The organism is Aquimarina aquimarini, from assembly GCF_900299535.1.
In the GTDB taxonomy this organism is placed as follows: Bacteria; Bacteroidota; Bacteroidia; order Flavobacteriales; family Flavobacteriaceae; genus Aquimarina; species Aquimarina aquimarini.
In genome coordinates this window covers 79,567-99,715 of sequence record NZ_OMKE01000011.1, presented here as the reverse complement: position 1 = coordinate 99,715, position 20,149 = coordinate 79,567, and the positions used below count along the sequence as shown (strand labels likewise).

The 20,149-nt window shown below is 32.4% G+C and carries 12 protein-coding genes; 3 read left to right on the top strand and 9 right to left on the bottom strand.

Annotated elements, in window-relative coordinates:
• Nucleotides 1–374: 374 nt before the first annotated feature.
• From DG508_RS06780 to DG508_RS06740, 9 genes are all read right to left on the bottom strand, one after another.
• Nucleotides 375–1,301 carry an IS3 family transposase gene (locus DG508_RS06780; RefSeq protein WP_255412537.1) on the bottom strand — a complete coding sequence of 309 codons (927 nt, stop codon included), beginning with the start codon at nt 1,299–1,301 and terminating at the stop codon, nt 375–377.
• The gene (locus tag DG508_RS06775) at nt 1,298–1,540 is read right to left on the bottom strand and encodes a transposase (RefSeq protein ID WP_108867413.1); all 243 of its coding nucleotides are present in this window, start codon (nt 1,538–1,540) and stop codon (nt 1,298–1,300) included. Before DG508_RS06775 ends, DG508_RS06780 begins: the two co-directional genes overlap by 4 nt.
• 132 nt (nt 1,541–1,672) lie before the next feature.
• A complete protein-coding gene (locus tag DG508_RS06770) occupies nt 1,673–4,435 on the bottom strand; it encodes a M43 family zinc metalloprotease (protein ID WP_108867412.1) in 2,763 nt (920 codons plus the stop codon).
• A gap of 8 nt (nt 4,436–4,443) precedes the next feature.
• Nucleotides 4,444–4,875, bottom strand: coding sequence for a hypothetical protein (locus DG508_RS06765; RefSeq protein ID WP_108867411.1), 432 nt, complete (start codon nt 4,873–4,875; stop codon nt 4,444–4,446).
• A gap of 123 nt (nt 4,876–4,998) precedes the next feature.
• Nucleotides 4,999–5,955 carry an autotransporter outer membrane beta-barrel domain-containing protein gene (locus DG508_RS06760; protein ID WP_108867410.1) on the bottom strand — a complete coding sequence of 319 codons (957 nt, stop codon included), beginning with the start codon at nt 5,953–5,955 and terminating at the stop codon, nt 4,999–5,001.
• A gap of 215 nt (nt 5,956–6,170) precedes the next feature.
• Nucleotides 6,171–6,311: a transposase domain-containing protein gene (locus DG508_RS21450; protein ID WP_108867448.1), complete on the bottom strand. Its 141-nt coding sequence runs from the start codon at nt 6,309–6,311 to the stop codon at nt 6,171–6,173.
• Nucleotides 6,312–6,330: 19 nt separating this feature from the next.
• Nucleotides 6,331–6,543 (bottom strand): IS66 family transposase, encoded by a 213-nt coding sequence (locus DG508_RS21365; RefSeq protein ID WP_108867409.1) that lies wholly within the window; start codon nt 6,541–6,543, stop codon nt 6,331–6,333.
• A 5-nt stretch (nt 6,544–6,548) separates the two neighbouring features.
• Entirely contained in the window at nt 6,549–7,343 is a 795-nt protein-coding gene (locus DG508_RS06745) for an IS66 family transposase (protein ID WP_108867408.1), read from the bottom strand.
• Between the two features lie 42 nt (nt 7,344–7,385).
• On the bottom strand, nt 7,386–7,970 hold the full coding sequence (locus DG508_RS06740) for a hypothetical protein (RefSeq protein ID WP_108867407.1): 585 nt from the start codon (nt 7,968–7,970) through the stop codon (nt 7,386–7,388).
• A 1,578-nt stretch (nt 7,971–9,548) separates the two neighbouring features.
• On the opposite strand from DG508_RS06740, the gene DG508_RS06730 reads away from it, so the two are divergent.
• The 3 genes from DG508_RS06730 to DG508_RS06720 are packed head-to-tail and all read left to right on the top strand — an operon-like array spanning nt 9,549 to nt 20,039.
• A complete protein-coding gene (locus DG508_RS06730) occupies nt 9,549–14,534 on the top strand; it encodes a hypothetical protein (RefSeq protein ID WP_234418193.1) in 4,986 nt (1,661 codons plus the stop codon).
• Complete coding sequence (locus tag DG508_RS06725; RefSeq protein ID WP_108867406.1) at nt 14,531–16,606, top strand: fibronectin type III domain-containing protein; 2,076 nt, start codon at nt 14,531–14,533, stop codon at nt 16,604–16,606. The genes DG508_RS06730 and DG508_RS06725 overlap by 4 nt, the downstream gene beginning before the upstream one ends.
• Before the next feature lie 10 nt (nt 16,607–16,616).
• A complete protein-coding gene (locus DG508_RS06720) occupies nt 16,617–20,039 on the top strand; it encodes a T9SS type A sorting domain-containing protein (protein WP_108867405.1) in 3,423 nt (1,140 codons plus the stop codon).
• Nucleotides 20,040–20,149: the final 110 nt, after the last annotated feature.

The window sequence follows — 20,149 nt, the reverse complement described above, 5'->3', positions numbered from 1 at the left end:
GGTCACAAATTCTTTTTTTATTCTCATTTTTAATATAAATAATTGGTAATGAAGGGTTTGATTTTTGTTTAAAGAAAGAGTCTGGTGGATATACTTAATATAGGTGGAGGGTTTTGGTGGGGGGGATTTTTAGTTTGAAAGTAAAAAATTATAGATTTTTGTAGTCATAAGTATAAAATTGAACTACAGTTTTCTAAATTTTTTAAGCAAAATATTTCATAAAATGGATCAAGACCAAAAGTTGTGTTTATGCAAATATTCTGGTTAATCTAAACAAGAAGAATTCTACATTTTTGACTCCTCTAAATTGTGCTCTAAATGCTTTTATTTTTGCATTGGACTTGCAAGAGAAATTCGGACAATTTTTCTAAGACCTATGCTGCATTTTTAAGTTTATAAAATTCTAATTCAACTTCTATAGGGGTTTTATATCCCAAAGAAGAATGTAATCTTTTTCTATTATACCACACCTCTATATAGTCAAACACCGCTGTTTTAGCCTCTTGTATTGTTTTAAAATTATGATGGTAAACAAGTTCTGTCTTCAGTGTTTTAAAGAAAGATTCAGCTACTGCATTATCCCAACAATTTGCTTTTCTACTCATAAACTGGGTAATTAACTTATTAGCAGTAACAACTTTTTTAAATTCTTTACTAGCATATTGAACTCCTCTATCAGAGTGAAAAAGTAAAGGTAATTCTATTGCTCTTTTGGAAGTTGCCATTTTCCAAGCTGGTACTATTGTTTGATCAGTAAACAAAGAAGTACTCAATGACCAACCTATGACCTGACGGTCATATAGATCAATTAATGTTGTTAAATATAACCATCCTTTATTGGTTTTAATGTAAGTAATATCAGAAACCCAAACCTGGTTTAATCTTTTGGGGTTAAAATCCCTATCTAAATGATTTTTGAATATAGGAAAAGAATGATTTGAATCTGTAGTTATCTTATGTTTCTTTTTTAATTTACTTCTTAACCCATTAGATTTCATTAATCGAGAGATCCTGTTTCTAGATACTCTATAACCTCTTCTAAGAAGTTCTTGTTTAATTCTAGGACTTCCATAAGTTTGTCTACTATCATAGAAGATGTTTTTTATTTCTAGAGTTAGTTTCTGATCTTCTAAAATCCTATTACAAGGAACATTACTATACCACCTATAATAACTACTCCTACTAATTTTTAACGCTTTACACATTCTCTCGATGGGATACATATGTTTATATGAAACTATGAATTGATAGATTTTCCATCGCTCTTGGAGAAAATGTGAACGGCCTTTTTTAAGATTTATAGTTCTAATTGAGCATCTTTAAGGGCTTTACGTAACTCCTTTACTTCCTGACTATCTACTTGTGAAGGCGATTTAGAAGCCTTTTTAGAAACTCCATCTTCACTATCTAACTTACGCCAACGATAAATCCTGTCAACTTTAACCCCTAATTCATTGGCTAATTCTTTTATGTTTTCTCGCTGATAGCTTAATTGAACAGCTTCTGATTTAAATTCTTTACTATAAAATCGTTTTTTCATTTTTCTAAGATATTTATTTAAACATAAATTGTCTTAAAATATCTGTCCCAATAAAGGTAGCAACTCCAGAGTTCAGTTTACAGCCTCTTGCATGCTATTTCATAAAATTAAATAGCTAGTGATCCTGTACTCTTATTCTATTAAAATTCTTTTAATAACTTCATTGTTATCAATCATCGAAATCTTTATTAAATAAATACCTTTAGGATATCTACTAAGGTTAATATCAATTTCTTTAGCATTTTTGAAATTTAGTTCATTTGATGATAAATCCAATTTCCCAAGTAAGTTATAGATAACTATATTTTGAATATTAATATTTCTAGATTTAACATATACAAATCCATTCTGTGTTGGGATTGGATATATTGTAATCGGATTTAAATTAACATCTTCTTCACCATAAATTATCTTTATTGGACTTGAATCTTCATTATTTTGTCCAGTAGAAGCATTACTTTTATTTTGAGAAGAAATTATTGAATTACAGATTTGGTTTTTTAATGTAAATAATACTGTAGAGCCTGATTTAATTTTAGTACCTGGTTTAAGATGAATAGCTTTTCTTGCTGAAATATCTTTAGAAACTCCATCAAATGTAACATTACAATTACCTCCAAAAGTGACTTCATCAGAAAAATAAGATACTTTCAATTCTGGAACAGAACAATTTTTATATTTATAAAATTCAGAATCATAAATATAATCAGCACTATATCCCATACCTGATAATATATCATACATGTCATACACATTTATTTTTTTACTGCCACCTATTCCAGAAAATAATAAATTACCATATACCTCATAATCAGAATCATTATCCAAGAAACATTCTAAATCAATATCTTTTTGTTGCCACTCTGGAAAAGTAACGTTTTGTCCGTACTTAGTATTAGAGAAAAACAAATATGAAAATCCTCCATAAGATCCAGGGCCAAAAATAAAGAATTGATCTCCAAAAACCTTTAATTTACTGCTATAAAAGGCGTTGTTGTACTTTTTTAAAAACTGTTTTCTATTTGAAATTGTACCTGTAAGAGATTGTTTTATATTATCTAACTGTATCGGTATTGTATATAGATAAATATCATCATATACTGTTCCATAATTTTTTTTTGTAACCAGATATAAGTAATTATTAGATAATTCAGAAGTGATAAATCCTTCTTCTGACGGTATAAAATCCATTTGTATCGTTTCAGATAAATACCATTGATTATTATTACTCAATTCTAAAATACCAAATGATTTATTAGTAAGAGGTAAAAATATTTCATTAGGATCATAACTACCCCTCTTTATCTTAGAGTAATTTAAAACTGTATAATGACTCGAATTAAATGACAAGCTATACCCAGGAACAGAGAAATTTTGATGAAACTGATAATTTCCATTACTATCTTTCTTATATATTCTTATTATATTATTTGCGTCTGATGCTTCTAAAACAAAAAGAAAATTATCTAAAGTAAAAACATCATAGCCTACCTTACTAGTTGCTGAACTATTTTGAATGGTTTGCTTTAAATACCATTGATTACTGGTAGTATTGTAATTATAGATATAAACTTTATCATCTATCCAAGAGGAAACAATTATTTCATTATCCCTAAGAATGAGACCCTCGTCTGCAGAAATTGACCAATAAAAGTCAATTGCAAAATTCTGCTTAAGATTATAAGCACACCCATTTCTTTCATAAATTAATAAAAAATCAGCTTCAGCATCAATAGCAATCAGCCATTTATCATTCACTTCAATTCTTCCTCCAAATTCACTATTTTGCCAATCCTCATACAATTCTATAGGAGGATATATGCTTTGAACTGGAGTATTTCCAAAGGAACATCCTCCTCCTGGTGTTCCTCCAGTTCCTGGAGATACTCCTGAACACGAAACAATACCATTTGTATTCGATTCTTTATTGTAAATCATTGGCTTGTATAAACTTAACATATTGCGCATTCTATCCTTTTGCCCTTGTGTAAAAAAAGTTTGACATTCATCTCTAGCATAATCCATAAAATTTTGAATAGCATTGGTAACTTGATTGTTACAATTATACCCTAAACATGCATCTTTATTAGAATAATGTGCTGAACTTTGTACTCCTTCGGTATCGCAAATCATATCTCCATCTGTGTCACAATTTGACGAACAAGAATCGTATTGAAAAGTATGAAATAAACCTAGCCAGTGTCCAATTTCATGAACAGCTGTTTTACCTAAATTATATACTGTGGAATTATCACTTTTTCCAACATAATAGTAGTCAATAACTACTCCATCTAATTTATTGTTATCTCTTATGAAAGGAAATGAAGAGTACCCTAAATCTTGATTGTTACCACAGGCTCTAATATCTGTTGTCCATAAGTTTAAATATTGATTTGTAGGGAATCCCGGTTTTCTATAACTTTTAATTTTTTGATCTGTTATTAAGCTAACTTTGTTAGGATTACAAGGAACGTCACTTCCAGTATCAAAATAGGAAGGGCCAAAATAACGATTAACTCCATTTGTATAATTTCCATAAATATCCTTTTCTGCTAAACAAAATTTAATCTTTGTATCTACTCCTCCATAAGCCCCTGCATAGGCTTCATTCAAAATATTTATTTGCTCTAAAATTTTCTGTCTAGATAAGTTTTTTCCATTTCCTATAGATTCACCCGAATGAATTACATTAAATACTACAGGTATGATAATTGTTTGATTAGAGGAGTTGCTTTTAGCTTGAAAACTTTTAACAACAGTCTTTACATTTTCTACTATATTTTTATCTACTAATTTGTACTGATCTAAATATTCATCACTCAAACATTTTTGAGAATAACTAAAAGAAAATGTCATCAGTAAAATTAGGGTTATTGTATAATGCTGTATTTTCATAATATTTTTTAATTATGTTTTTTTAACCAATATACTAGGGATTCATGAGGAGAATCCTTATACTCGATTATTAGAGAATCTTTAGTTAATTTGCGAACTGAAAACTTCATTCCATTACCAAATTGATACATTAAATGTAGTTCCGTACATTCCGCATTCATTACATAAGTATGTTGTCTATCATCGCCTATCCTAATAGTTTTCTTACTTATAAACCAACGATTATAGTATCTAGAAGAATCTATTGGTGGTCTTTGATAAGGAACAATACAATTGAAAACTTCCCAATTACCAATCAATTTGATCTGGCATTGATTTTCTTGTGAGAAAGAAAATTGACTTATTGCAAGAATTAAGAAGAAGGTAATCTTAGCTCTTGAATCAAAATCAATCCAGATTTTATGTATTCTTAAATAATTAGAAACTGGAGTGTTAAACATATTAAGTTATTATTTTTTTTTTTCAATTCACTGCGTAAAATTAAAATGTTGTCTACCATAGAATATATCTTTTTGCAGTTTGATTATAAGATTTCAAACAAAAGACATTAAAGTTATACTACCTTAAGACAATATTTTTAATTTTTTAGACTCCAGTTTTTCAAGTCGAGATTGTAACTCAACAAGCTTTTGATTTAAAGATTCTAATTTTTTAATCTTTTTTTCTTGCACGATAATATAGAGTGTTAATTCTTCTACCTTTTTAAGAAGGTTCATGTCCATTTCTGCTTGCATCACTCCATTTTGTTCAAATTCCTTTGCAGATGGTATTTCAGGTAAATGATTATTTTCTATAATAAATTTCTCTACTTCCTCAATACTTCTCAAATCATAATCCTTTTTAAAAACATAATCAGGAGCAGGCACGTTTAAGTCGATTAATACTTCTTCTGCATGGATGTTTCCTTTTACAGTCAACTTCATATCAGGACTGGTTGTTCCTATTCCTACATTACCACCCTCTGGGTTAAGAGATAAATTGTAATATAAATTGGAATTTTTATCTCTGGATTGAATCCAAGAATGGAATAAATTATTAGCATCAATACCAAGGTTTAAAATTCCAGCAGTGTCATTACCGCCTACAATTATTCCCTGATTGGGAATATAGTTATTTGCAGCTCCTCCATTTCCTCCAGAAGAAATATGCAATGGACTTAATGGTTTTCTAATTCCAACTCCAACATTACCTCCCTCTGGATTAAGAGCCAAATTGTAATATATTGAAGACGTTTTATCTCTGGATTGCAACCAAGAATAAAAATATCCGGTTGCATCAACACCTAAGTTCAAAATTCCTGCTGTACTATTATCACCAATTAAGACTCCATGATTAGGAATAGTATTATTGGCAGACCCACCAGAAAGGTCAGAGGAAATATGAAATAAACTTAATGGCTGCGTTGTACCAATTCCAACATTTCCATTAGTTTTAAAAGTCACTCCATTAATTGTTTGATCTTGTCCTTGAACTCCAAGAATAATTCCAAATAATGCAAGTGGTAAAAGTATTTTTTTCATTTCTCGTTTTTGTTTTCTGGTTTATATTTATGATACTTAATTTAATGTTTATGTCTCTATTATTAAAAATGTTACTGATGTTTTTATGTTTTTTTCGATTAATTTTAATAACGAAAATATATGTTTTTTCATGAAGCATTATACAATTAATTGAAAAAAGTATAAATCACTTCCATACATTATATCTTTGCAAAAAAACTTCCTTATGCAGGATTTTATGATGTCTCCCAATGATTAGGTAATAACTCATGTAATCGATTTGCTTTATATTCTAGTATTTTCTCCAATACATCCTTAAGCCATGAATAAGGCTCTATGTTATTAATTTTACAAGTAGCAAAAAAAGAATAGAAAATTGCTGATTTCTGAGCTGCCTTATGAGATTATGAGATCCTGAAAACAAATAGTTTTCCTCCCCACCGCCAAAGGTCTTATCGTGTTTTCTATCAAATTATTATCAATCTGATAACGTCCATCTAGAGTATAACTTTTAAGTTTAGTCCATAATTTCAAGGAATATGCAATTGCTTTTCCAATAGAACTTTTAGGAAGCACTTGAAGGTTTTGTGATTTCAACCATTTTTCCATAACATTTAAAATAGGGATTGCATATATCTTTTCGTTACTTTATAACTACTATCTCGCTCTTTTGCTTTTCGCTCAATAGCATATAAGCGTTGGATTTGTTCCAATGCATAACTCGCTCTGAATACATCATTATCCAGTGCTTTTTCAAAATATCTTCGAGCATGCGCCATACAAGCCAGCAAAGTAATCTCTCCCTTGGTCTTCAAGTTTAGATAGGCTGTATACCCATTGGAGTTTAAAAAATCAAAAAGATGTTCGACTTTAATTATAGTCGTGTAAAGAAGTTTTATAAACTCTGGATTTTCATTTTCTTCAAATATTGCAAGATCAGAAATTGGAAATCTGAATATAATGCTGTAGTCGACTAATTTTTCGAAATTGCCTTTAGATGTAACTTCTGTTTTTTGATTTTGATTAAGTTCTTCATTAATTAAAAGAAATGATTTGAAAAGGTTTAATTCCAGGTCATCAACAGAAATTTCTTCATCAGTTTTTGATAAAGTTTCCCGATTAGATAATATTAGTTCAACTAATTTTAGACTAGCTTGCCTAGTGACTAAAACAGGTTTTTCTTTAATTCCATTTATATGGGAATAGACAACTATCCTATCATAAATATCTTTTGCTATTTTGGGGTTAGTAAAGAAACTATCAAAGTTAGGGATGGGAGTAGTATTAAAAAAACCAATAATTTTAAGAAGTGTTTCTTTTGAAATTCCATTAAGGTATTCTGAAATATCTTTTTTTTCTTCCTTGGGGAAAACATGTGCAAACTCTAATCTCAGAACTATTTTGATCATAATATTATCGGGTAATTTATGGTATCACTCATTATTTGTTTCTTAGAAGTTGTGTAGTGATTTTTCTATCCATTCTTTTTGTATTGGAGTGCTATACGGTGATGGATGGTAATCTTCATAATCTGTATCTTCCTTCCTAATTCCAAAGGGGTCTTTATTGCCTATTGTCATGATAGCTTTTAAGGCCAATGGTCTTAATCTTTTATCCACACCCCAACCAAATAGTACTGAAATTTCGGGAACAAAAAGCTCTTTAAAACCCCTACTTCTACGACTGTCAAATATAGAATGTGCAATTTCCTCCTTATCCATTTCTTGTATGGCTTTAAGTAAATTGAATTGTTTTGTATCTCTACCATCTGAAAGGTTCAGGATTCTTGCATATTCCATTTCACAATTCAGCATAGCCTTCATAATTTGATCTTGTGTTTTATCAGGGTTAGCTTCAGTTTCAATAGCACTATTATCTTTTTGATCTATGGGATAAGATCCTCCAAAATTCATCATAACTACCATTAGATCTGGATTCGTTTTTTGGGTTGTTCGAAGTTTTATGTTTAAGTACTTTCTAGATTTATAACCTTGATTTTCGTAGAATAGTCCAGAAATATAAAACAGCTCCTTCATTATAAATAAATGGTTTTAAAATAAAAAATAACCCAATACTCGAGTTTTTATAAATATAACAAGTTTGGAGGAATAAACACCCTTAACTCAGAAAGATGATTATAATGCTGGTATGTTAAATGTTTCCTAAGTATTTGACTCAGGATCATATTTATAATTGGTTCGAAAAATTAATGGAGTATAACTAAAAGCTTTATCAATTACCTCAAAATTTTAAACCAAAAATATCAAAGAAATAGACAGGATTTCTCCTAATTCAGGTGGGGGGGTTATGTGGGTGGTTTTTGCGGTATTTTGGGCTATTTTCATCCCACTTAATTATTTAAAGAACTGAAAATCAACATATTGAAAATGTGATTATCTCCCTCATAACCCGAAGGTCACAGGTTCGAGTCCTGTTCCCGCTACTACGATAACCACTTCATTTTGAAGTGGTTATTTTTGTTTAGAGACGTTTTTTCTTCTCGAAAATTATCAGTTTTTCCACTTAGAGTACTGTTTGGAGTACTGAATTTCCGTTTTTTAGATAAAAACCTTCTATTTCTGATTACGAAAATGGTTTTGACTTTATATACCTGTGGTGCTGAGATCCTTATTTTTATTGGGTTTGTAACTGTTGAGGAGGCGTTTTTCTAAAAGGTTAGAATATGAGACCTTCGGGGTGAGATCCCGAGAGGACTCTGGGAATTATTTTTACAGACAAATTTTGAATGTTTTTATGCTTATTAGGTAGTAAGTATGGAAATATTGAATTTGTAAGACAAACTTCCAATATATTCTCAGTTAATTTGATAGTCTCAATTTGTATTCTGGTGTTACTTTAGTTTGTTTATAGATTTATTAATTAGCTTTTTAGGGATCAAGACCAAAAGTTGTGTTTATGCAAATATTCTAGTTAATCTAAACAAGAAGAATTCTATATTTTTAACTCTTTTGAATTGAGCTCTAAACGCTTTTATTTTTGCATTAAAAGATTCTGGTGAAGCATTAGTACTTCTATTGATAAAGTAATTTAAATACTTCTGTTTTGATATTCAATGGCATTTTACACTTTCCTAAAATTTTAATAAATAACGTAATAAAAACAATATTACGGATTTCCTCACATATTGATTATGGAAAAACCATAGTTTTGCATGTGGTTTTTGTGTCGTACTACTATGAGTTTAGTAAAATAATATTGTTAAAAAAAACTCAGTGTCGGAAAACGGTACTCTTAAGGCTTAGTTTTGTAAAATAGTAATGTGTAGAACATTAAAAAATTGATATTATGATAAAATGTAAAAAAGAAGGGAAATATTTTTTTATTTCAAAAAAAGGTTATAGCTGTATTTTTAACCTATATGTTTATTAGTAATAATCTGATTTAAAGCTGATTAAATGTTTCTGAAACTATTTATAAACAAGATGAGTTGTTTTTTTATAAAATACGTTTTATTAAAAAAGGGGATTTTCCCCCTAGTACAGCTATTGTTTTACAGTAATAGGTCTCTTACTTTTGCCTCGTAAGTATATGAAATTAAAGTAGTAATACTATTTTGCTTATATCCTTACAGCCCCAAAATGCCTCAAAATAAAATGAATACAAAACCACAAGGTCACCTAATCCTATGTGCTAGAGAATTGTTTGCCAATGTATTGGCCTTTTTCGCTTTTCTGCGCACTATATTCTTATATCCATTTCAAAACTATCTTATTACAACAAAAACTTTTTGTGTGATGAGAATGAGATCATTACTCTTGCTGTTTTTTTGTATTCCTATGGTAATGATAGGTAATGTTATATCCAATGAAAAAAAGAAGGATACACTTGCAAATTCTAATGAAGTAGTAAAAGAATCTTCAACAGATCAATTCTTTCAGTTGCCAGAGCTTGATACTAAATTTCCAATACAAAGGAAGCTCAATATTTCTTCTGCCCCCGAATTTAGTTATGAGTTACTCGAAAAAGAATACAATCCACCTATGGCAGCTGTAACTGATCGAAAACAAGAAGCTAAAGAAGGTTTTGAAGAAATAAATAAATACGACAAATGGATTACCACTTTTAGTAGTGAGAACATACAAACTCTTCCCGTTGGAATAAAATACACTGATTCTACCAGTCAGGTACAGTATCAGGTAGGTTTTACCAAGGCACATTTCAATAAAGATTATACTGAATTAACAGCATTTGTTAAGGTATTAATTCCTCAATCTGATAAAAATGGAAAGCCTTTGGAGCTCTTTTTTGGGGCTAGTAATGTAAAATTATCGCATCAAGGAGGACTTGTTGGAGAAACACATTTAGTACTGTTGGGTGATATGTTTATACCTTTTAACGGAGGGAATTGGCTGTTGATGCTTAAAGGTGGCTTTAATATGAAAACAGGAAATACTCAAAATAAAACATTTGTTACTCTTACCTGTGATGGTATAAAAGAAATGGGAATCGAGGGTGAAGTTCAATTTTCCAGAAAACTTATTATCCCTGTAGACCCTTCGGGAAATCCTGTAGAAGCAACTAGAAAGTATAGGGGAGCTGATAATAAAACGATTCAAATTCCGAATCGAGTAACTGGATCATTTAAGGCTGTTGCATCTGGGTGGAACGATATGATTGTTGAAATAGGGATCTCTCCCTTTGTATTAGCCAATCAGCCAAAAATGTTTATGTTCTCTGTTAATCAGGCAGTTTTTGATTTTAGTGACCTTAGAACAGAAAATGTCGATTTTCCACAACATTATTATGATAATGGGCTTTTATTGCCTAATTCAAATGCTTGGAGAGGAGTATATGTAAAATCTTTAGAAATAGGGCTTCCAAAAGAATTTCAAACTAAAGAAACAATAGCAAAAGAAAGTAGAGTTAGTTTTAAAGCCGCAAATCTTCTGATTGACAGTTATGGAGTATCAGGAGAATTTATGGCAGAAGGTGTTATACCAATAAGCACAGGGAGAACTTCAGAAAAGAAAGCTTGGGCTTTTTCGGTAGATGATATTGGTATAACATTGGCATCAAATCGTCTGATCGGCGCTCAATTTGGAGGGCAGATTGTGTTACCAGTCTCTAAAGGAGTTAAGAGTCAAGAAGGAAACAAAAAAACTTCAGCCAAAGAATTAGGTTTATCCTATAAAGGAATTATATCAGAAGATGAATACTCCTTGGTAGTATCTTCTTTAAATACAATAGAATTTGATGTTTTTAAAGCCAAAGCAGAATTATTACCTAATTCCTCGGTAGAATTAGCAGTTCGTGATGGTTCCTTTAGACCCAAAGCTGTTTTGAATGGGCGTATGGCAATTTCTGCAAGTCAGAAAAAATCGTTAGAAGATGAAGGGAAGGAAGATGTAAATGCAGATACAGCAAATACTCATAATGTAAATTATGCAGGAGATGGTACTTCAATTTACGGAAAGACCAATGAAGTAGAACAATCCTCAAAGAAAACAGTAGAGTTCAGAGGGATTCGTTTTGAGAATTTGGTTTTACAAACTGAATCTCCAATTATTAGTGTAGATTATTTTGGATATGAAGACAAAGTAAAACTTGCTAATTTTCCAGTATCTATTTCTGATATAGCTTTTAAGTCTACAGATTATGAAGCAGGCTTAGAGTTTACTTTGGATGTATCCTTGTGTAAGGCATTTGGAGGAGGCACGCGACTAGGTATTTATGGGGAATTTGCAGAAGAAGGCTATCGCCAAAAATGGAAATATGATCGTATAGAGCTACAAGAGATTAATCTGAATACTGATCTTGGAGGAATGGAGATAGAAGGTTCCTTGCTATTAATGGAGAATCATCCAGAGTATGGGAATGGGTTTTCTGCAGAAGTAAAAGCTACTTTTAGCAGTTTTGGGCCTATTACCTGTAAGGCAATTTTTGGTAAAAAAGATTTTAGATATTGGTATGTAGATGGTGCTGTTCATGGATTAAAAATACAGGCGGGACCAATTCAGCTTTCTGGATTTGCAGGAGGAGCATTTTATAAGATGACCCGTAGAAAAGGTGTAGGGCCTAAGTTTTCTCCTTCAGGGCTTTCATATATTCCTAATAAAGATACAAGTATTGGAGTCAAAGCTATGGTGTATGGTTCTATAGGTGATGAAACTGCTATTAGCCTAGGAGCAGGTTTTGAAATTGAATTTAATCGTCATATGGGACTCAATCGAATAGGATTCTTTGGAGAAGCACAAGTAATGAAAGCCTTTAATTTTCCTAATCCATTAGGCAAACTTACAGATAAATTAGCAAAAGAGGTAGGAAACAAAATTGCTGAAACCGCTGCAAAGGCAGTTGAAAAAAGCTTGATGAAAAAAGCAGTAGACGATTATGATCGGGATAGTGAGTCTATTGAGGTAGGCGCTTCTATTAAAGCATATATGGCGATGGAATATGATTTTGTAAACACCTCTTTTCACGCAGAGTTAGATTTATTTGTCAATGTTCCTGGAGGTGTTATTCAAGGTCGAGCTTCAAAAGGTCGTGCAGGGTGGGGAGTAGTGCATGTATCACCCGATGAATGGTATGTACACATGGGAACTCCGACAGATCGTTTAGGTTTAAAAATGGGTATTGGCTCATTTAATATGGAAACAGGAGGGTATTTTATGATGGGAGACCGTATCCCTGGTAGTCCTCCTCCTCCTCCAGAGGTAGCACGTATTCTTGGCGTTCAAGCTGAGACATTAGACTATATGCGTGATGAAAACGCATTGGGAGAAGGTCGAGGTTTTGCCTTTGGTGCAGATTTTAAAGTAGATACAGGAGAAATCAATTTTTTATTATTGTATGGTAGATTTATGGCAGGAGCAGGTTTTGATATTATGCTCAAAGATTATGGTACAGCAAAATGTGCTAATACAGGAGATGTAGTAGGTATTGATGGGTGGTATGCCAATGGGCAATCATATGCCTATCTTCAAGGGGAAATGGGAATTAATCTCAAGCTATTTTTTGTAAAAAAGAGAATCCCAATTATCAAAGGATCTACAGCAATTTTGTTACAGGCCAAAGGGCCAAATCCTTTCTGGATGAGAGGGTATGCTACAGGAGAATTTGATTTGCTCGGTGGTTTGGTAAAAGGTAGTTATCGATTTAAAGTCTCCTTGGGAGAAGAGTGCGAATTTGAAGATGCTACACCATTAGGAGGTATTAGGATCATAGCAGATCTCTCTCCTAAGGATGGTGAGAAAGATATTGATGTATTTACTGCTCCACAAGCTTCTTTTGCCATGCGTGTTAACGAACCTGTAGTTATTCCTGAAGATGAAGGGGATAGAACCTATAAAATTATACTTGAACAATTTGATATTACAGATACTGCTGGGAAAAAAATTGAAGGAAAATTAGAATGGAATTATTTAAAAGATAGAGCAACATTTATATCTGATGATATTCTGCCTCCTAATACTCCTTTAAAAGTTACAGTACAAGTGAGTTTTCAGGAGCAAATAAATGGAGTATTTCAAACGATACTATCAGATGGTAAAAAAGCTATAGAAGTAGAGGAACGTAGCTTTACAACAGGTACAGCACCAGCATATATTCCATTACATAATATTCAATATTCATATCCAGTAGTAGAACAGCAATTATATTATCCAGGAGAATATGGTACAGGATATATACAACTACAACGAGGACAGGATTATCTTTTTGATACCGTAGAGTGGAAAAGCGTTGTAAACTATATAGACCCTTCTGGAAAAACGCGACAAACGGATTTTAATTATGATACATCCAATAATAAGGTTTTTTACAAAATCCCTAAAGTTGCAAGAGAAACTACCTATACTATGGCGATTAATAGTAGTCCGAAAAAAGCAGGTACTAGATCTCGAAATCAAACAGAAACACAGACTACAGATTATGGGGATAATACTACTGTGACGGTAAGAAAAAATAAAGCAGAAAATGTGCTTACTGATGGAGAAATAGAAAGACTTGCATATGAATTTAAAACCAGTAAGTATAAAACTTTTGCAGCCAAAATAAAATCCATTAAGAAATCCCATGATTTATGGGGTAAAATTGATTCTAAAGTCATCTATTTAACTTCTAGAATAGAAAACCATGAAGGGTTTGATCTGGTAGAACTTGTCGGAAATAGTTTTTCAGAGAATACTCCACTGGTTAATGCAGAAGCAACATTAAAAGACACATATTTTGGTTCAGATATAAACCCTTTGATTTATCAACGATATGGCCCTTCAAGCAGGTATACCATATCTCGAGATGTGAGCGAATATGGTTTTTATCCTAAAAAAGCAGTGCCGATTTCAACCAGTTATATCAATGATTTGAAAAATGAAGTAAATCTAAACTGGAGGGCTGTCTCTTTTCCTTATCGCTATAATCTTATGGAAATATATAATATAGATTATAGAGATTTATACAGAAGGATTAATAATGAATACATAAACGGTGTATTATCAAAAGAAGATCCTTTATTGAACATTTTGTATCATACGCTTCCTTATATGCGCTATGGGAATTACCAAATTGAGATGAAATATACTCTTCCAGGTAATATTTCAGGATCATCAGCAGTCTATAATTTTAAAAACCCTATAAAATGATGAAGAAATTTCTAGTACTATTGAGTCTTTGGTTTGTAGGTAATGTAGGTATTGCACAACAAGAGGAGCAACATTCAGAGATTAAGGCAATTGCAAGATATCAAGAAGGTAAAATACTGTTACGATGGGCGGTTACTACACCATCTGCATGGCGCAAAGGAAATCGTTATGGATACACTATAGAGCGATTTATGGTAAAGAAAAACGGAGAATTACTTTCGCAACCACAAAAGAAGGTATTAACATTATCTCCTATTACTCCAAAACCAATATCAGAATGGGAAGATATTGCTTTGAGTAATGACTATGCAGGTATTCTTGCACAAGCTTTATATGGTGAAGCCTTTGAAGTAGAAGGAGGGCAAGATGGAGTTACACAGCTTATTAATAAAGTGAAGGAAGTAGAACAACGATTTTCTTTTTCATTATTTGCTGCCGATATGAATTTTGAAGCTGCCCAGATGGCAGCTTTGGGTTATGAAGATATTGATTTTGAAAAAGATGCAGAATATGTATATCGTGTTCAAAGTGCAGTCCCTAAAGAAATAGACACAATACTCTACGGGTCTGCTGTGGTTAATACGCATACAATAGAGAAATTACCAACTCCCATAGATCTGCATGCCGTATCAGGTGATAAAAATATTATCCTTACATGGGAGTATGAAATGTTTAAAGAAAAATTTACATCTTATTTCATAGAACGATCAAATAATGGAGTTGATTTTAAGAAGCTTAGCAATACCCCAATGGTAAACCTAAATGATAAGCCAAATGCTCCAGTAAAACAAATGTATTACGTAGATACTCTTTCTCAAAATAATAAAAAATACCAATACCGTGTAATTGGGGTATCTCCATTTGGAGAAGAGAGCCCTCCTTCTCAATCTGTAGAAGCTATGGGGATCAAAAAGCTAGAGCACGTGCCTTATATTATAGATTACAAACTCAATAAATCAGGAGGAGTAGAATTACAGTGGGAATTTGAGGCTTCTGCAGAGAAAGATCTTTCTAGCTTTTCTCTACATTGGGCAGAAAAAGAGAAGGGGCCTTATAAAGAAGTACAAACTAATATTGCAGTAAATAAAAGAACAACTACCTATGATACAATAGGTCCATCAAATTATTTTACGATTTCTGCTATTGGAAAACACAAACAAAAATCAACTTCTTTTCCCAAATTTGTACAATCGATAGATACGATCCCACCAATGCCACCTGCAGGATTGCAGGCAAAAATTGATACGCTAGGCATCGTTAAGTTATCTTGGCAAAATAATACAGAATCTGATCTATTAGGATATCGTATTTATAGAGGGCATAGAGCTAATGAGGAAGTGGTGCAACTTACTGTATCCCCAATTACAGCTCCTGTTTTTCACGATACAGTGCAGATAAAATCTTTGAATAAGAACGTATACTATCAAGTTGTTGCAGTTGATAAGCGATTTAATATGTCAGAATATTCTGAAAAGCTAACAGTAGAAAAACCTGATATTATTCCCCCTTCCGCTCCTATTTTTGAAACCTATGCAGTGCAAAAAGATAGTATTTATTTACAATGGATTAATAGTAGTAGTGATGATGTAGCAAAACATATTTTATATCGGCAAAAAGTAGCAGAACTTGAAAAAGGCTGGAAACTACTCTTTACCACAGATACAGTAACCTCTTATGTGGATACCGATATACAACCAAATACAAAATATCGATACGCCATCTTTGCCAAAGATCATGGAGATTTACAGTCATTAGCATCAACACCATTATCGGTAACAAGCCAAAATAGTATAAGTAAGGATGTTATTAAAGGACTATTCGCTATTCCTGACCTAACAAAAAAAGAAATTGTTATCTCATGGAAAAAAATGCCAGATATAGTACAAGAAACATTGATTTATAAAAGTAAAAAGGATGGAACCCCAGTCTTATTAAGACAGGTTCCTAATACTATTCACAGTATTACAGATACTATGGTAAACCCTGGTACAACCTATATATACTCTCTCAAGGTAATTATTAATGATGGGGGACAGACAAAAATAAAAACAGTAGAAGTAAATTATTACTAAACGGTTTAATATGAAAGAAATTCAATTATATAAAAACATACTTGGTATAGTACTACTTTTTCTTACGTTACATGTGCAAGCACAAGTTAGTGTGGGAGGTACGGCTAATTATAAACTCGAATTATCGTTAACTCAAAAGAGAGGCTTTTCTAATTGCGATGGTGATGGTGGAATATATTATATGATTTTAAAAGGTAATACAGACATTGAAATGTACAGTGGTTCCAGATTTCAATTCCCAGAGAAGACGAAGACTTTTACAGAAGAATTCAACAGTCCTAATGCTTTTGACTATATTCAAATTGATGCAGCTTCAAAAAGAAGTAAAAAAATTGGAGGATGTAGAAGTTCTCAATATCATAATGATAGAAGAGTTCAGTTAAGCAAACGAACATGTTATAGCACATCTGGAAATTTATCTTTTCAACATGCAGATGATTTCTTTTATAGAGCAAGAGTATTCCCAGTAGTCAGTATTAATCAACCCAATAACAGTGCTTATCTGGCCAACGATGAGTTTTTAACCATTACCTTGCCAGATAATATAGATCCTAGTTATTATAATTGGGAATATTCAATTAGAGAAGGTAAAGTTGATGGGCCTTTTCTTCCTTTTCCATCTACTGTAAATGGAAGAGTTACCAATAATATCGCACGATTACGTATTCGAGGAGATGAATTTTTAACAGATAATGAATTTGGTAAAATAATAAATATTAGGGTTAACCCAAAGTGCGGTATAGGGGTTCCTTCTGATCCGATACCATTAGAATACTTAAAATCGGTTCCTCGTATTATCAATAAAAACCCTACAGATGTAAGTTGTTATGATTCTACAGATGGTAGTGTGTATATAACCTTCGATGGGCCATTAGATCCAAATTTAAAAGGAATTAATATTTTTATAGAAGATTTTTCTAGACCATCTGGTGTAGATTCTAATCAAGTGCCAACCTATGAGGTTGTCATGACTGTAAATAATATCAAAGAACTTGATGCTAATAATGGAATTCTTATTGAAGATATCCCCCCAAGTAATCCCCCAACTGCAAATAATACTCGAATACGTTTGTTTGGAGAAGGGTATTATACTGATGCTTCTGGTCATACAGCAAATGTAAATATAGGAAGACCTGATTTCGTTTCTTTTGATATTATAAATACCATTCCTATTTGGTGTAGAGGAGGGCAAGATGGTGAAATTGTACTACAAGCCTCTGGAGGGACAAATAAAGGGTATCAATATACCTATAAGTTAGAAGGAGAAACAAAGGCAGACGATTGGAAGCCTTTTAGTAATGACACTACACACACTATAAAAAATCTCCCTCCTGGAAAATATGAAGTTAAAGTCAGGGATGCTAATCAGTGTCTGGCTAAAATTCCGTTTACCGATACTGATGGAACTATAAAACTAGGGAATCCCTTAATTCGAAAAACTGAGATTACCCAACCTGACGCAACTTTAGAAGTAACCACCAAAATCCTTAATCATCCCACAGCATTTGGTTTTGAGGATGGCAGAATATTAGCAACCATGACTGGCGGTACATTAATTAGTGGTAACCGATACACATATGAATGGAGAGATCAAAATAACAATCTTGTAAACACTACCTCTGCAATTTATAATGCAGGGCAAGGATATCTGGTAACATTGCATAGTGTTGGGCAGGGTTCCTATCGAGTTTCAGTAAGGGATGCTAACTATACTAGTGCCACAGATAAAGAAGGATGTATGGCAATTAGTGAAGTGGTAAATCTTGTAGAACCGCCTAAATTAAAGGTTCGAATAGAAGAATATCATCCTATTTCCTGTAATAATAATAATGAATATAGTGATCAAGTAGATACCAATGTCGATACTGTTCCAGATCAATTTCAGGATGGAGCATTAATTGCGTATGCAGAAGGAGGGGTACCTTTTGATATCATGACACCAGATTTCAATAACCCGTACCCTATAGATGATCAGGGGAATTTATTGCCTTATTTTTTCAATTGGAAACAGCAATTACCTAATGGCAGTTGGGTAGATGTACCACAAAAAGGAACTATAATTACTTTTCTCAGTACAGCCAATTATGCTTTGAATATTACAGATAAAAATAATATTGTATTAGGAACTTATGCACCAATAACTCTTCCTGATGGGTCTAGAAAATATGAATTAGTAACCGCTTTAGATGAACCTAGATTCTTACCACAACCTGATAAACTTGTATTGAGTTTTACACATACTTCTCCTAGTTGTTTAGGGGGTAATGATGCAAATGCTATGGTACATGTATCAGGGGGGATTCCACCATATACCTATAGTTGGAGCAATGGCGAAACAACAGATGCTATTACCAACCTTATCGGTGGTAGATATGTAGTATTTATTACAGATGCTAGAGGGTGCCAATTAGAAGGGCGATTAATGATAGAGCAGCCAAACGGAATAGAAATCAAACCGATAATGATAAAACACCCAACCTGTATAGGGTATAATGATGGTAAGATAACCTTAGATATTACAGGAGGAACACCCCCATATAGCTATCAATGGATAGAAGGAAGTACTGCTGCCACATCATCTATTGACCAGATAATAGCAGGAACATATCTTTTACAAATAACAGATAATCAAGGATGTGTTGCTTTTTATGAAGAAACCTTAATTGATCCCGATCCCATAGAGGTAGATCTGGGAGAAGATCGTTCCTTATGTCTTGAACAATCTCTCTTACTAGATATAAAAGTGGATGATCCCAATGCAAGTTATTATTGGTCTGCAGATAATGGATTTAGTAGCACAAATTCTACTGTAGAAATTGTTCAACCAGGAATATATACAGCCACATTGACAACAGGAATTGGTTGTATAGGAATAGATACTATTGTTGTAGATGTTTTTGATACACCGATTGATGCTCGTTTTTTATTAACTACACAAGCCTATACAGATGAAGAAGTTATATTAGTTAATATAAGTGAACCTATAGGGGATCGTGTAGTGTGGACAGTTCCAGAAGGGGTAACTATTGTATCAGAAAGTAAAGATGAGCTTATTGCGGTTTTTCCTGAAGCCACCTCATATGATATCCACTTACGTTCTTATCAAGGAGATTGTTATGAAGATTTTATAAAAACAGTTATCGTAGAAGAAGCAGTAGCTTTGCAAGTCAATACAGGGGATTTTATAGAAGAATTTATCGTGTACCCTAATCCCAATGATGGGACTTTTAAAACAAAAGTAAGCCTAGCAGAAGATGCTAATATTGTAGTAAAAATTATTAATCTCTTATCAGGAACTACCGTGCATGAACGATCTGAAAAAAACAAACAGGAGTTTTTGTTAGAATATTCGATATCGTTGCCTTCTGGAGTTTATTTGATGTTGTTAGAAACACCAAAAGGTTCTGAAATCCGAAAATTGGTAGTAGAGTAAGAAATGTAAAAAAAATTAAAATTTATAAATGTAAAACGAGAAAAGTTGGAAGTCCAAAATAAATATCAAACTCAGATTCTAAGAATTTTTGCTTCTAAGTTTCTTTATGA

Bases quoted from the DNA above. Each gene is read 5' to 3' on its own strand.
- DG508_RS21365 (WP_108867409.1), bottom strand. From the start codon at position 6,543: ATGGAAAAATGGTTGAAATCACAAAACCTTCAAGTGCTTCCTAAAAGT.
- DG508_RS06720 (WP_108867405.1), top strand. From the start codon at position 16,617: ATGAAAGAAATTCAATTATATAAAAACATACTTGGTATAGTACTACTT.
- DG508_RS06730 (WP_234418193.1), top strand. From the start codon at position 9,549: ATGAATACAAAACCACAAGGTCACCTAATCCTATGTGCTAGAGAATTG.
- DG508_RS06745 (WP_108867408.1), bottom strand. From the start codon at position 7,343: ATGATCAAAATAGTTCTGAGATTAGAGTTTGCACATGTTTTCCCCAAG.
- DG508_RS06775 (WP_108867413.1), bottom strand. From the start codon at position 1,540: ATGAAAAAACGATTTTATAGTAAAGAATTTAAATCAGAAGCTGTTCAA.
- DG508_RS06725 (WP_108867406.1), top strand. From the start codon at position 14,531: ATGATGAAGAAATTTCTAGTACTATTGAGTCTTTGGTTTGTAGGTAAT.
- DG508_RS06760 (WP_108867410.1), bottom strand. From the start codon at position 5,955: ATGAAAAAAATACTTTTACCACTTGCATTATTTGGAATTATTCTTGGA.
- DG508_RS06770 (WP_108867412.1), bottom strand. From the start codon at position 4,435: ATGAAAATACAGCATTATACAATAACCCTAATTTTACTGATGACATTT.
- DG508_RS06740 (WP_108867407.1), bottom strand. From the start codon at position 7,970: ATGAAGGAGCTGTTTTATATTTCTGGACTATTCTACGAAAATCAAGGT.
- DG508_RS06765 (WP_108867411.1), bottom strand. From the start codon at position 4,875: ATGTTTAACACTCCAGTTTCTAATTATTTAAGAATACATAAAATCTGG.